At 69.7% G+C, this 13,835-nt stretch carries 9 protein-coding genes; 4 read left to right on the forward strand and 5 right to left on the reverse strand.

Annotation, left to right across the window (positions count from 1 at the left end):
- Window positions 1–3: 3 nt before the first annotated feature.
- A complete protein-coding gene (locus ABYF38_RS06215; RefSeq protein ID WP_371151526.1) occupies window positions 4–366 on the reverse strand; it encodes a GntR family transcriptional regulator in 363 nt (120 codons plus the stop codon).
- Between the two features lie 342 nt (window positions 367–708).
- Complete coding sequence (locus tag ABYF38_RS06220) at window positions 709–3,075, reverse strand: glycogen/starch/alpha-glucan phosphorylase (protein ID WP_371151527.1); 2,367 nt, start codon at window positions 3,073–3,075, stop codon at window positions 709–711.
- A gap of 977 nt (window positions 3,076–4,052) precedes the next feature.
- Between ABYF38_RS06220 and ABYF38_RS06225 the strand changes: the two genes are divergently transcribed.
- Genes ABYF38_RS06225 through ABYF38_RS06235 form a run of 3 tightly spaced genes read left to right on the forward strand, consistent with a single transcriptional unit; the run spans window position 4,053 to window position 6,094 of the window.
- Window positions 4,053–4,436, forward strand: a complete 384-nt coding sequence (locus tag ABYF38_RS06225) for a GntR family transcriptional regulator (RefSeq protein ID WP_371151528.1) — start codon at window positions 4,053–4,055, stop codon at window positions 4,434–4,436.
- A gap of 1 nt (window position 4,437) precedes the next feature.
- A complete protein-coding gene (locus ABYF38_RS06230) occupies window positions 4,438–5,298 on the forward strand; it encodes an ATP-binding cassette domain-containing protein (protein ID WP_371151529.1) in 861 nt (286 codons plus the stop codon).
- 1 nt (window position 5,299) lies between these two features.
- Window positions 5,300–6,094, forward strand: coding sequence for a hypothetical protein (locus tag ABYF38_RS06235; RefSeq protein ID WP_371151530.1), 795 nt, complete (start codon window positions 5,300–5,302; stop codon window positions 6,092–6,094).
- Window positions 6,095–6,246: 152 nt separating this feature from the next.
- Here ABYF38_RS06235 and ABYF38_RS06240 read toward each other — a convergent pair whose 3' ends face one another.
- From ABYF38_RS06240 to ABYF38_RS06250, 3 genes are all read right to left on the reverse strand, one after another.
- A complete protein-coding gene (locus ABYF38_RS06240) occupies window positions 6,247–8,328 on the reverse strand; it encodes an amino acid ABC transporter ATP-binding/permease protein (protein WP_371151531.1) in 2,082 nt (693 codons plus the stop codon).
- Entirely contained in the window at window positions 8,325–9,929 is a 1,605-nt protein-coding gene (locus ABYF38_RS06245) for an ABC transporter ATP-binding protein/permease (protein WP_371151532.1), read from the reverse strand. The genes ABYF38_RS06240 and ABYF38_RS06245 overlap by 4 nt, the downstream gene beginning before the upstream one ends.
- Before the next feature lie 570 nt (window positions 9,930–10,499).
- Entirely contained in the window at window positions 10,500–11,435 is a 936-nt protein-coding gene (locus ABYF38_RS06250; RefSeq protein ID WP_371151533.1) for a glycosyltransferase, read from the reverse strand.
- A gap of 139 nt (window positions 11,436–11,574) precedes the next feature.
- Here ABYF38_RS06250 and ABYF38_RS06255 point away from each other — a divergent pair, with 139 nt between their 5' ends.
- Entirely contained in the window at window positions 11,575–13,776 is a 2,202-nt protein-coding gene (locus tag ABYF38_RS06255) for a DUF6541 family protein (RefSeq protein ID WP_371151534.1), read from the forward strand.
- Window positions 13,777–13,835: the final 59 nt, after the last annotated feature.

A 13,835-nucleotide genomic window follows, 5' to 3' on the forward strand; every position in this document is an offset into this window, starting at 1 on the left:
GGTTCATTCCTTGGCTTGCCAGCGTGCGGCCAGCAGGGCGGTGGCCTCGGTGAGGTCCACGCCCAGTTGGCGCAGCGTGCGAATGTGGGCGTCCGTTGCCTCGGTGGCGAGGGTGGTGCGCGTGGCGGGGCCGGTGGAGGCGTCGGCCGTGACGAAGCGGCCGGTGGTGCGCTCCGACCGGGTCAGGCCGGCGCGGTCCAGTTCCGCCAGCGCGCGTTGGACGGTGTTGGGGTTCACCCCGCCCTCGAGGGCCAGTTCGCGGACGGAGGGGATCTTTGCCCCGGCTGGCCAGGTGCCGGTGGCGATGCGCTGGCGGTAGCTGTCCACCAGCTGGATCCAGATGGGGCGGTTGTCGTCTAGTTGCACCGCCGCTCCCTTCTGCCTTGCTGTATTAATACACTAATACAGTGACACGTTTGGTGGGTGGTGTCAAGCCTTCCAAGTGGACGACGCCCCACTCGCCGCCCCGCACACTGCGGCGCGCCGTCGCGGCGGCCGGCGCGGCGTGGCCGGCACGGTGTGGTCGGCACGGTTCGGTCGGGCACTGTACGGCCGGTCTCGCGGCGGGCAGCCTCATCGCGGCGGCGCGGCGGCGACGTCGTACATGGGTGGCCGCAAAATCCGGGCGGCGCTGCGGCAACGTCGGCCACGCAAAAACGAAGCGGGGCGGGCCACCAATCGGCAGCCCGCCCCGCGATCAACCCCAAATCAGTCGATCGGGGTGGCGTCCAGCTTCCACACCTCGCGCGCGTAGTCGCTGATCGTGCGGTCGGAGGAGAAGCGGCCAGAGCGAGTGATGTTCACCCACGCCTTGGCGGCCCAGGCGCGCTGGTCGGCGTAGTCCTCGGCCATGCGGTCCTTCGCCTCGCGGTAGGCCGCGAAGTCACCCAGCACGTAGTAGACATCGGCCGGCTCGTAGCCACCCTCCAGCAGGGAGTGGCGCACGTCGTGGAACCAGCCCGAGCCGGAGTCGTCCAGCGTGCCATCAGTGAGCGCGTCCAGCACGCGGCGCAGGCCCGGCACGTTCTCGTAGTGCCAACGCGGGTCGTAGTTGCGCTTCAGCTCCGGCAACTCGTCCTCAGTGGCGCCAAAGATGTAGGCGTTCTCCGGGCCCACCGCGTCCAGAATCTCCACGTTCGCGCCGTCCAGCGTGCCCAGGGTGAGCGCGCCGTTCATCATGAACTTCATGTTGGAGGTACCGGAGGCCTCCTTACCGGCGGTGGAAATCTGCTCAGAGATATCCGCAGCCGGGATGATGTGCTCCGCCGGGGAAACGTTGTAGTTGTGGACAAAGACCACCTTGATGCGGCCCTTGATGTCCGCGTCGTTGTTCACCAGCTCGCCGATCGCGTTGATCAGCTTGATGATCGCCTTGGCGCGGATGTAGCCCGGGGCCGCCTTCGCGCCGAAGATGAACACGCGAGCCGGCACGTCCAGCTTCGGGTTCTCCTTCAGACGGAAGTACAGGTCCAGCACGTACAGGGCGTTCAGCAACTGGCGCTTGTACTCGTGCAGGCGCTTGATCTGGACGTCAAAGATCGCGTCCGGGTCAATCTCGATACCCTCGCGGGCGGCCACCCACGCGGCGAAGTCCACCTTGTTGGCGTGCTTGATCTGGTTCAGGCGGTCGTAGATCCAGTCCGTGCCGGCGTCGGTGAACTGGGAGAGCGTGGACAGGTCACGCACCCAGGCGTCAGAGCCAGTGACCTCGTCCAACAGCTCGGCCAGGCGCGGGTTGCACTGCTTCAGCCAGCGGCGCGGGGTGACGCCGTTGGTCTTGTTGTTGAACCGCTCCGGCCAGATCGCGTGCCAGTGGCCCAGCGTCTCGCGCTTGATGATCTCCGTGTGCAGCGCCGCCACACCGTTGATCGAGTAGGACGCGTAGCAGGCGATCCACGCCATGCGCACCATGTTGTGCTGGATCGGGGCCATGTAGTCGATCGTGCCCTGGTCCAGGCCGCGCTCCGCCATCTCCTCGCGGAAGCGACGGTCGATCTCACGCACGATCTCCACGATGCGCGGGAACAGGCGGTCGAAGATGCTCATCTCCCAGGTCTCCAGCGCCTCCGCCAGCACCGTGTGGTTGGTGTAGGCGAACGTGGCGGTGACGACCTTCCACGCCTCGTCCCAGCCCAGGCCGTGCACGTCCATCAGCAGGCGCATGAGCTCCGGGATGGCCAGCACCGGGTGGGTGTCGTTCAGCTGGATCGCGTTGTACTTGGCGAAGTCGCTCAGGTCCTTGCCGTGCTGCTCCACGTAGTTGTCCACGATCGCCTGCAGCGAGGCCGAGCAGAAGAAGTACTGCTGGCGCACGCGCAGCACCTTGCCCTCGAACGTGGTGTCGTTCGGGTAGAGCACGCGGGAGATGTCCATGGTGCGCTCGCGGTCCACGATCGCGTCGGTGAAGCGCTGGGAGTTGAAGGCGTCGTAGTCGAACTCCTCCATCGGCTCGGCCTTCCACAGGCGCAGGGTGCCCACGTTCTTGGTGCCGTAGCCGGTGATCGGCATGTCGTAGGGGATCGCGCGCACGGTCAGGTCCGCGTAGTGGACGATCCGCTGGGCCTCCTCGCGGCGGACCACGAAGGGGTAGCCCTCCTCCATCCACGGGTCCGGGTGCTCGGTCTGGAAGCCGTTGTCGAAGAGCTGCTTGAACAGGCCGTAGCGGTACAGGATGCCGTAACCGGTCACGGGCAGGTCCAGGGTGGCGCAGGAGTCCAGGAAGCAGGCGGCCAGGCGGCCCAGGCCGCCGTTACCGAGGGCCGCGTCGGGCTCCTGCTCCAGCACCTCAGACAGGTTCAGGCCAAAAGAGTCCAGGGCGGCGCGGGCCTCCTCAACCATGCCCAGGTTGGACAGGTTGTTCAGCAGGGCGCGGCCCATCAGGAACTCGGCGGAGAAGTAGTGCTCCTGGCGGCCCGCGGCGTAGGTGCGCTCGGTGGCGTGCCAGCGATCAGCGATCTTGTCGATGACGGTGGCAGAAAGGCCCTGCCACACCTCCATCAGGGTCGAGGCGCGTAGCGGGCGGCCGGAGCCGGCTCGCACCTGCGAGGACAGGGTCTCGGTCAGGTTGTGAGACATACGTTCTTCCCCTGTTCGTTTACTGGTCAGTGGGCGCGGTTCAACGGGTGCCTGTGGGGTCCCCGGTGGCGCCGAAGCGCCGGCCCGGTCCCATTGTCTCGCAATGGCGGGGGCCGTTGGGGGCAGGTTGGTGTTACCTTGCCCGCTTGCGAACCGCACCCTTGCAACATTACTGCAATTTCTTTCAGGGGTGGTTTTTGGGGGTTCGTGGCCGACGTTCCTCCCGTCGCCCCGCCAATCTCGCCGGGTCGCTGGTTTGGGCGGGTCGCCGTGGAGGCTGTCCCTGCTGGGTGCTCTTGTGGGAGCGTCGCGTGGAGGGTGTTCCGGTGGGGTGGCGCCGTGTGGGGTGTTTCGGTGGGGCTCTCTTGCAGGCGTCGCCCTGTGGAGGGTGCTCCCTGGGGGGTGTCCGATGGTCGCCGCCCCCGAGCGTACAAGAGCGAGTCCGGGGTACATCCGACCGCTTGGTGCCATGGCACCGGTCGGTCGGATGTACCCCGTTGTCGCATTTGCGAGCCTGGGGGACAGTGGGCGCGTCCGGGGCCGTCTGTCCTCACCCCGGGTGCGCACGAGGAAAGCGCCATCTCGCCAGCCCGGGTGGTGCGGGCAGCCCAGTTGTCTCGGCGCTCGTCGTCACGCCGGGCGGGTGCGCGGGAACCTCCACCGCGTCCGCCCACTCCGGCTCCCCGTGCTGGTGGCGGGGTCGGCCCAGTCGCGTCCATGCTCGCCCGCCCCGGCTGCGCGTTGCATTCGTTGGCGTTGGGTGCTTGTGGTGGAGGGCGAGTGGATCTCGCGTTGCAGGCCGGCGGGTTTGCGGGCTGTGGGCGTGCGCCCGGGCGTCGAGGTGGGGGATGGGGGGCGCAGGAAATGCCGGGCGGGAGGTGCGCACAACCGCTTGACAACCCCATTGGTTAGGTGGTTAATTAGTCATGTAATGAACCGGCGAAGCGAGGGGCCGGTGAGAGAGCGAAGGAGGGGGAATGCAGTTCGACTCCGTCACGCCGATCTACGTGCAGATAGCCGACGACCTGCGCAGGCAAATCCTGGCAGGCACCCTGCGGGAAGGAGACCAGGTCATGTCCACCACGGCATACGCCACCACCTACCGGATCAACCCGGCCACCGCCGCCAAGGCATTTGCCCAGCTAATCGAGGAGGGCCTGCTGGAAAAGCGTCGCGGCATCGGCATGTTCGTCGCCGCAGGGGCCCCGGCCCAGCTGCGGGAGGAAGGCAGAAACGCGTACTTCACCGACGTGCTCGCCCCCGCCCTGGAGCAGGCCCGCGCGCTCGGGATCGGCGCCACCGAAATCCAAACGTTCGTTGCCACCCAGTTCTCCGGCTGGGCGACCCCCGGGAAGGAATGACATGTTCACCCTGAATAACCTCAGCCACCGCTACGGGCGCAAGACCGCCCTGGACGGGCTGAACGTGGCCCTGCGGCCGGGCGTAGTTACGGGGCTGATCGGCCCCAACGGCTCGGGCAAGACCACCCTGATGAAGTCGATGGCCGGTTACCTGCCGCAGACCAGCGGTCAGTTCACCCTGAACGGGCGGGAGGTAGACGTGGACGCGCGCCTGGCATGGTGTGCATACGCCGGCCAGATCGCGGAAACCTCCACCGGCATGCTGGGGTACTACGCCGGCTACGCCGCCTGCCGTCCCACCTGGGACCAGGGAATGTTCGACCGCCTGCTGTCCCGCTTCGGGCTCTCCCTGAAGGACAAGGTGACCAAGTACTCGCGCGGCCAGTCCACCATGCTGGTGGCCGCCGGCGCGCTGGCCAGCGGGGCGCCGGTAGTGCTGCTGGACGAGGTCCAGGCCACCATGGACGTCCCCAACCGCTACGCCCTCTACGAGGAGATCACCAGGATCGCCGCGCAGGGCGAGCGCACCATCATCGTCTCCTCCCACCTGGTCTCCGAACTGGAAAACCTGGTGGAGGACGTGGTGATCCTCAAGGAAGGCAAGCTGCTCTCCGCCGGGCCTGCGGAGGAGCTGCGCTCCCGCCTGACCGCGCTGGTTGGCCCCGCCGACGTCCTGTCGGCCGCAGTGCGGGAAAACGCCTGGAAGGTGGTCAGCTCCCGCGAACTCGGGCCCACCCGGGAAGTGGTGTTGGACTGCCACCCGGAGCGCTCCCTGCTGGCTGGGCTCGCCGCCCAGGGCGTGCAGATAAGCCCCGTCCCCTTCCAGGACGCCTTTGTCCACTTGATCCAGGAGGAGAACTGAAATGGCTGCGAAACTGACCCACTCGATCCCCTCGGCGGCTGCGGCGGCGCCCGGCGGCCAGGGTCGTCCGGGGGCTCCGGCCGGTCCGGCTGGTTCTGGTGTGCCGGCTTTGCCCGCACCGCCCAGGTTCTGGGACCTGGCCAAGGCAAACCTAAAGATGAGCAAGGGATTTCTTCTCACGGTCCCCGTGATCGTGGTGGGGAACTTTGCCATCAACGTCGCCGTGAGGCTGATCGCCGGCTACAAGCCCACCAGCCCTGAGCTACTGATTTTCGGGATGATGACCGTGGCGTGGGGCTTCGTGCTGGTCATGGGCGTCCTGGAGTACGCGGTGCCTTCGGTCGCCTCGACTAGCGGGGCATCGAGGCTGCGCCAGATCGCAGCGTCTTGGACGGCGGACCTGGCGCTTATGGCAGTCGTCGTTCCGCTGGTCTTCATCCTCCCCGCAGTGGCGCGAATGCTCTTCCCCGGGGCCTCCCGGGCCGGGTACGAGCTCTACAGTGCAGAGCCCGTCTGGCACGGCCTGGCGATGGTGTTTGCCATCGTGGCCCTAGCGGCGGCCGGGCGCCTGATCGGCATCGGCTTCGTCAGGCTCCACTGGACCGCAGGGGTGGCGCTCATCGTCCCCTGGCTGGCGCTGGCGGCCGTGGTGGTGCTGTTCTTCGTGCCCATGTACGGGCAGGCCTCGGTGGGCGACTTCCTGCAGCTGCCGCGCTGGGGCGCCCCGCTGGTCGGGGCGGTGTTGGTCGCCGCCAGCGTCGCCTGGGGGCGCAAGATCAGGCTCACCACGCTGTAAGGCAAGCACCCGGGCGGGGCGGGAAGGCCGCCCCGCCCGGGAGGGGCAGCTGGGCCCGCGCTGGCCGGACGGGGAAGGCAAGCCTGCGGGGCAACGCAAAGGGCGGGCGGACACGCAACGTGTCCGCCCGCCCCCTCTGCTTTGCGGCAGGGTCAGGCGCCCGTGGCGGCCGACTCCCGCGCGGCCAGCGCCGCCAGGGCGCCGTCCGGCTTCGCCATGAGCTCGTCCCACCGGCCCACCTCGACAACGCGGCCGCGATCCATGACCACGATCTGGTCGGCGTACCTCACCGTGGAGATCCGGTGCGCGATCACCACCAGGGTGCGGCCCCGGGTGGCCCGGGTGATCCCGTCCAGCACGCGCGCCTCCGTGGCGGCATCGAGCTGGCTGGTGGCCTCATCCAGCACGGTGACCGGGGCGGCGCGCAGCAGGGTCCGCGCCAGCGCCAAGCGCTGGCGCTGCCCGCCCGAGACGCGCTCGCCCATCTCGCCCACCTTGGTGTCCAGGCCGGCCGGCTCGGTGGCCAGCCATTCGTCCAGGGCTGCGGCGCTGCACGCGGCCGCCACCGCCTCCTCCGACGCCCCCGGCGCGGCCAGGCGCAGGTTTTCCCGCACGCTCATGTTGAACACGTGCGGCCGCTGCGGGGCGTAGGCCACCACCTCGCGTAGGCGGGCCAGGTCCAGGCGGCGCACATCCACCGCCTGCCCGTTAGCGCCCACCAGCTCCACGCTGCCCGCATCCGTGTCCCACGTGCGCGTCAGCAGGGAGGCGAGCGTGGACTTACCCGAGCCCGACGCCCCCACGATCGCTGTCACCTTCCCCGCCGGGATGTCCAGGTCCACGCCGTGCAACACCTGGGGTCGCTGGGCGGCCGGAGCGGCACCGGGCCCGGTGCTTGGGGCGGCGGGCGGAACGTCGTCCCCCTTGCCGGTGGGCGCGGGGGCGGTAAGCGCCTCACGCAGAGCGGGGTGGGTGAAGTCCACGCCGCGCACGCGCACGCCCACCGCGCCGCCTTTAGCAGTGCCCACCGCGCCGCCGTTAGCGCCGCCGCCCTCAGCGGCGTCGCCCTCGGACGAGCCGCCACCGTCAACCGCGCCGCCGGTGGCCAGCTCCAGCGGGGAGTCGGGCTGCGCCACCAGCGGGGCGCGGTCGGTGACCTCGAAGATGCGCCGGGCGCTTGCCCACGCCTGGTCCAGGTCCACCGCGAAGTCCTCCACGGCCAGCACGGGCGCGAATGCCGCCAGCGCCACGCCGACCGCCATGCCCAGCTGCCCCGCGCTGAGCTCGCCGGCCAGCCACAGGTGCCCGGCCACGCCCGTCATAGCCACCACGGCCCCGCCCAGCAGCGCCTGGTTCAGGCCGCGCCGGGCCGCCACCCAGCCGCCCGCCGTGCGCAGCCCGGCGCCGATCTGCTCCTCGTGGCTCGCCATCTGGTCCAGACGGCGCTGTTGGGCGCCAAAGGCCAGGACCTCGCGCACGCCCTGCACCGAGTCGGTGACCTGGTGGGACAGCGCCCCGCGCGCCCGCCTGATCCGCACCGCCGCGGCCTCGCTGGCGCGCCCACCCAGGGCGGGCACCACCGCGCCGGCCAGCACCAGGAACGGCGCCAACGCCAGTGCGACCCACCACGACGTGCTCATCCCCAGGTGCGTCAACACCGCCACCGGCACCAGCACCGCCGTGGTCAGCGGCGCCAGGGTGTGCGCAAAGAACACCTCCACCCGGTCCACGTCCTTGGTGACGCGAGAGAGCAGGTCTCCCGAATCCATCGCCTCCGTCAGCGCCGGGGCCTGCGGCTCCAGCGAAGTGAAGAAGTAGCCGCGCAGCAGCGCCAGCGAACGGAAGGCCACCCAGTGCCCGGCGAACTGTTCCAGGTAGCGCAGCAGCGCCTTGGCCAACGCCAGCCCGACCAGCCACCACAGCGTGGCGGGCAGCGACAGCGCCGCCTCACCCGCTGCGGTCGCGGCGATCTGCCAGCCGGCCAGGCCGAACATCGCGATCCCCACCAGCAGCTGCGCCAGTCGCGCCAGCATGGAGATCCCCAGCGGTGCGATCACCGGCCGCGCCACCTGCAGCAGGCGCCGCGAGAGCTGCCACACCGACAGGTATGCCGGGGCCTGCAACGCGGACGACGCTGCCGCCCCCGCCTCCCCGCCGACGGGACCGGAGTGTGGGGTACCGCCCCGCTCGGCGGCAGGTGCCCCGGCGGCAGGGGTGTGCAGGTGAGCGCTCATCGCAGTGCTCCGTCCTTCAGCTCCACCACGCGCTGCGCCGCAGCGATCGTGGCGGCACGGTGGGAAATTGTCAGGGTGGTGCGCCCCTTACCAACCTCGGCCAGGGCGGCCAGCAGGTCGGCCTCGCTGGCCAGGTCCACGTGGGCGGTGGGCTCGTCCAGCAGCAGGATCGGGGCGTCCTTCAACAGCGCGCGGGCCACGGCCAGGCGCTGAGCCTCGCCGCCCGACAGCGCCAGGCCGCGCTCGCCGACCACCGTGTCCAGGCCGGCGGGCAGGCGCTCCAGCAGCTCGCCCAGGCGGGCCGTGCGCAGCGCGGAAAGCATCTCCTCGTCGCTCGCCTCCGGGCGGGCCAGCGCCAGGTTCTCCCGCAGTGTCCCGGAGAACAGGTAGGTGGTCTGCTCCACCACGGCCAGGCGCGAGCGCAGCCAATCCAGCGGAACCTCCCGCAGGTCCAGGCCCTCCACGCGGATCGCGCCGCTCTCCGGGCGGCGGTGGCCCTGCAGCAGGGCGGAGAGCGTGGACTTGCCCGCCCCCGATTCGCCAGTGAGGACGACGCTCTGCCCGGCCCCGACCTCCAGACTGGCCGAGCGGAGAACCGGCACGTCCTTTTCCCAGCTGAAGGCAACGTCGTCCACCTCGATGGTGCCGGGGGAGGGCACGGTGGTGGGGGCGGTGAGGCCGGGGGAGTCGGCGGAGGCGGGCTGCTCGGCGCGGATGCGCTTGATCTCGCGGTCGGCCGCCATGCCGCCCATGCCCAGGTAGAAGAACTGGCCGATCCGGTCCAGCGGGTCCAGCATGATCGCGCTCAACAAAACCAGCGCCAACGCCTGCCCGGCCGTGATCGCGCCCGACTGGTAGCGCCACAGCGCCAGGCCGGTCGCGGCGGTGATCATGCCCAGGCTGAAGACGGCGTCCACGATGAACAACACCAGCTGGTTGCCCGCCAGGTAGCGCATGACGCGCACGCGCACCTCCTCCGCGGCGGCGGCCAGCGTTGCTGCCATCTTGCCCGATGCGTTCATCTGCACCAACGCGGACAGGCCCTGGATGGCGTCCAGCTCCTGGGCGGCCAGCGCGCGCGAGGAGGCCCGGTAACGCTTGGAGACCGGCTTGAAGGCGCGCTGGAACAGGGTGATGCTGAGCGGGACGATCGGGATGGAGACGGCCAGGATCGCGGCGCTCACCCAGTCCACTGCCAACGCCACGATCGCCACCACGAGGAGCGGGGTGAGCAGGGAGGCGATCTGCGGGGCCAGGAAGATCGTGCGGTAGACCGCGTAGCGCTCCACCCCGTCGGTGGCCGTGTTCACCAGGCGCCCGGCACGCTCCCGGGTGCGCTGGGTGACGCCCAGGGAGAACAGGTGGCGCAGCAGCTCGTGGCGGGTCTGGCTCTCCACCTGCGCCTGCGCGGCGGTGGTCAGGCGGACGACGGCCCATGCAGCCAGTCCGGACAAGGCCGCCAACGCGGCGGCCAGCGCCAGGGGTGCGGCGGGCGACTGGCGCGCCAGCAGGTGGTCCACGCCCCGCCCGACGGCCAGGTAGGTGCCGGCCAGGGCCACAGAGGAGCCCAATGCCAGTGCGATCACGGGTGTCTTTCGCATCCAACCCTCCCAGAAAGTCAGCTAAGGCAAGCCTAATAGGGGAGCTGACGGGGTGTCACTACCGGGGGTGTGTGAGCTTGAAGCGGAAAGCTGGTGACGCGATGTCAGGAAAGTTGGGGGAGGTGGTGGGGTGGGATGGTTTTTGGGCGTTGGGGGTGGTGGCTGCAGCCTGGTGAAGGTGGCTCCAACTAGACGTTTGGGGTCTCGACTCGACGTTCGGGGTCTCGACTAGACGTTCGGGGCTTCAACTCGACGTTAGTCGGGGGTCTAACGTCGAGTTGAAGGGTCAAACGTCGAGTTGAAGGGCCTTTCGTCTAGTTTCGCGCCGGCCGGGGAGGAGGCGGGGCGGCGCGAACGTCGAGGTTGGGCCACGCCCCACCCGGGAGGAGGCGGCGCGAACGTCGAGGTTGGGGCACGCCCCACCCGGGAGGAGGCGGGGCGGCGCGAACGTCGAGGTTGGGGCACGCCCCACCGGGGAGGCGGCGGCGCGAACGTCGAGGTTGGGCCACGCCCCACCCGGGAGGAGGCGGCGCGGCGCGCTCAGCCCGCGCCTCACTGGTCGGCGCGCGCTCAGCCCAGCGGGGTCTTGTAGCACAGGTAGGCCAGGCGGATCGCCTCCTGGCGTCCCTTCAGGATGCCGGACTGGATCACCCCGACCACGCCGGTGAGCACCGAGATGATTCCCAGCCCGGAGGAGAGCACGGCGGTGGGCAGGCGCGGCACCAGTCCGGTCTGCGCGAACTCCCAGATCACGGGCACGCCCAGGCCCAGGCTGGCCAGCGCGAACAGGGTGGCCCACAGGCCGTAGAACAGGGTGGGGCGCTCGTGGGAGAGCAGGCGCCAGATCAGTCCCAGGATCTTGAAGCCGTCGCGGAAGGTGTTGAGCTTGGACTCGCTGCCCTCGGGCCGGTCCTTGAAGCCCACCCCGTACTCGCGCTGCGGGATGCGCAGGGACATGGAGTGGACGGTCAGCTCCGTCTCGATCTCGAACTCGCGCGACAGCGCCGGGAAGGACTTCACGAAACGGCGCGAGAAGATGCGGTAGCCGGAGAGCATGTCCGTCACCTTCTCCTTGAACAGCCAGCTCACCAGCGCGTTGAACGCCTTGTTGCCCTGCGCGTGCCCCGGACGGAAGGCGGAGTTGTCCTTGTCGTCCTCGCGGCAGCCGAGCACGTGGTCCAGGTTCTCCTTCACCAGCAGCTCGATCATTGCGGGCGCTGCGGCAGCGTCGTAGGTGTCATCGCCGTCGATCATCAGGTAGACGTCGGCGTCCACGTCGGCAAAGGCGCGGCGCACCACGTTTCCCTTGCCCTTGCGGCCCTCGAAACGCACGATCGCGCCGGCCTCGCGCGCGACCTCGCTGGTGCGGTCGGTGGAGTTGTTGTCGTAAACGTAGATGTCCATCGAGGGGACGGCGGCGCGCAGGTCTGCCACTACGGTGGCGATGGCCGCCTCCTCGTTGTAGCAGGGGATGATCGCGGCGATCTTCAGGTCGGCTAGGTTCACGGCAGGCCTTAACTCGTCAGGGCACGGAGAAACGCGGGTCTGTGGATGGACCACGACCACACTACCGCGCCGCGCCCCTGCGCTCCGAAGAAACGGCCGGGTTAGGGTGGAGTGGTTGAACGGTTCAAGGGAGTTGCTGGTGAACGCTACTGCACTCGTTTTGCCCACCCTGCTTAGCGCGCTCGTCTACGTGGCGCCCGGTGCGGCCCTGGCGTATGCGATCCGCAAGCGCGGCGTGGACGTGCTGCTTTTCGCGCCCGTCTTGTCCGTGGGACTGGTTGGTGGCGCGGCCATCTTGTTGGGGAAGGCGGGGTTGCCTTTCAATCTGCCTTTCGTGTTGGCCACCTGCGTGGTGATTGCGGCGGTGGTCTACCTTCTGTCCGCCCTGCTGGGTAGGCGTGGGGTGGACGACGCTGCCGCCTCGCCTGCCTCCTCCCGCGCCGCCCGGTCTGGAGGTCGGTCTGGAGGCCGGTCTGGAGGCCGGTCTGGGGGCGGGACTGGCGGCCGGGCCGCCGATGGGCGTGCCGGCGACGGGCGGGCCGGTGAGGGCGCGGGCGGCTGGCCGGTGTGGGCCGCCGTGGCCGGCGGCGTCGTGGTGGGTGGCCTGGTGCAGTGGTACACCTATCTGCGCGGCCTGGCCGGGCCGGAGGCGATCACGCAGACCTACGACACCCCCTTCCACTTCTCAGTCATCACCTACATGCTGCAGGAGTCCAACGGCTCCTCCATCGGGGCGGCCCTGGTGGACAACACGATCGGCTCCTCGTTCTACCCGGCCGCGTGGCACGGCGTGGTGGCCCTGGTGGTCAAGTCCACGGGCGCGTGGCTGCCGGTGGTGGTCAACGCCAACGTGTACGCGATGCTGCTGGTGGTGTGGCCGCTGTCTGCCATGGCCCTGACCCGGGTGCTGCTGCCCGGGCGCCCGCTGGCCCTGTTCACCACGGGTGTGGCCAGCGCGCTGTTCGCGGCCTTCCCGGTGCAGTTCCTCATGTGGGGCGTGCTGTACTCCAACGCCCTATCCTGGGCGATCCTGCCCGCCGCGATGGCGCTGTTCGTGCGGGCCTGGAGCCTGCGCGGTGCCTCCCTGTGGCTGGAGGGCTTCGGCTTCCTGGTGGCCTTCGTGGGTGTGGCGCTGGCCCAGCCCAACGGCGTTTTCACGGGCGCGATCCTGCTCACTCCCTTCCTGCTGGGGCAGATCTGGCGCCTGGTGACCGGGATGCGCCCGGGGGGCAGGCCGCTTGCCTCCGCCACCTGGTGGGCCCTGGCCGCGTGCGCCGGCTTCCTGGGGGCGCTGGCGCTGGCCTGGTTCGGGCTGCACCGCACCAAGCTGATGGAGCGCACCATCCTGGTGGACTGGCCCGCCCACACGGACCTGCCCGGCGCGGTGAAGGAGGTGCTGACCGGGGCCACCCCGGACTTCGCCGCCACCACCTTCCTGTGGGTGGCCGTGGTGGCCTCGGCCGTGATCTGGGTGGTGGAGCGCGTACTCAGGCGCGACCGGGGCCTGTGGCTGGTGGGCGCGCTGCTGGTCTCCATGGGCGTGTACGTGGTGGGCTCCGGGGTCCCCTCGGTGAGCGTCACGGGCTTCGCCCTGAAGTCCATCCTTAGAGACATTCTGACCGGGTTCTGGTACCACGACCAGCGGCGCCTGGCCGCCATCCCGGTGCTGGTGGCCGTGGTGCTGCTTGCCGCCGGCGTGGACTCGCTGGCCCGGCTGGTGGAGCAGGGCCTGGGGGCCGTGACCGGCCCGCTGTCCCGCGCGGGGGAGCGGGGCTGGGGCCGCCTGGTGCCCGCAGCCGCGGCCGTGCTGGTGGCGGTGTTGGCCTCCGGGGTGCTGGTGCACCGCACAGTCAACAGCCAGAACTATGCCGATAGGGCCGACCGCGTCTACCGCTACACGGTGCTGGACGAGGACCCGCCGCTGACCGCCTCAGAGCTGGAGTTCATGCGCCAGGTCAAGGACCGCGTGGGCGACGCGCGCATCATCAACTACCCCTACGACGGCTCCGCCTTCGGCTACTCGCTGGTGGGACTGAACGTGGTGTTCCGCTCCTTCGAGGCGAATTGGATCGGCAAGCCCACCCCGGAGCAGGACCTGCTGCGCACGCGCCCGATCTACGCCGCCAAGGACCCTGAGGTGTGCGAGCTGCTGGAGCGCAACGGCATCCGCTACATGCTCTCCATGCCCAAGAACAACACCCCGAAGGACGGTGGCACCGCCATCCACTTCGACTACACGCGCTGGTACGGCATGGATGTCCCGCCGGGCTGGGAGGGGTACACGACGGTGATGGAGAACGGCAAGGGCTCCTACCTCTTCGAGATCACCGCCTGCAGGTAGCCGCCGGCGCCGGGGCACGCCCAAGAGCCCCGGTGTTGAGCAAATGAGTGAAGGGGGCG

The organism is Buchananella sp. 14KM1171 (assembly GCF_041380365.1).
In the GTDB taxonomy this organism is placed as follows: domain Bacteria; phylum Actinomycetota; class Actinomycetes; order Actinomycetales; family Actinomycetaceae; genus Buchananella; species Buchananella felis.

Bases quoted from the DNA above. Each gene is read 5' to 3' on its own strand.
- ABYF38_RS06230 (WP_371151529.1), top strand. From the start codon at position 4,438: ATGTTCACCCTGAATAACCTCAGCCACCGCTACGGGCGCAAGACCGCC.
- ABYF38_RS06235 (WP_371151530.1), top strand. From the start codon at position 5,300: ATGGCTGCGAAACTGACCCACTCGATCCCCTCGGCGGCTGCGGCGGCG.
- ABYF38_RS06220 (WP_371151527.1), bottom strand. From the start codon at position 3,075: ATGTCTCACAACCTGACCGAGACCCTGTCCTCGCAGGTGCGAGCCGGC.
- ABYF38_RS06245 (WP_371151532.1), bottom strand. From the start codon at position 9,929: ATGCGAAAGACACCCGTGATCGCACTGGCATTGGGCTCCTCTGTGGCC.
- ABYF38_RS06240 (WP_371151531.1), bottom strand. From the start codon at position 8,328: ATGAGCGCTCACCTGCACACCCCTGCCGCCGGGGCACCTGCCGCCGAG.
- ABYF38_RS06225 (WP_371151528.1), top strand. From the start codon at position 4,053: ATGCAGTTCGACTCCGTCACGCCGATCTACGTGCAGATAGCCGACGAC.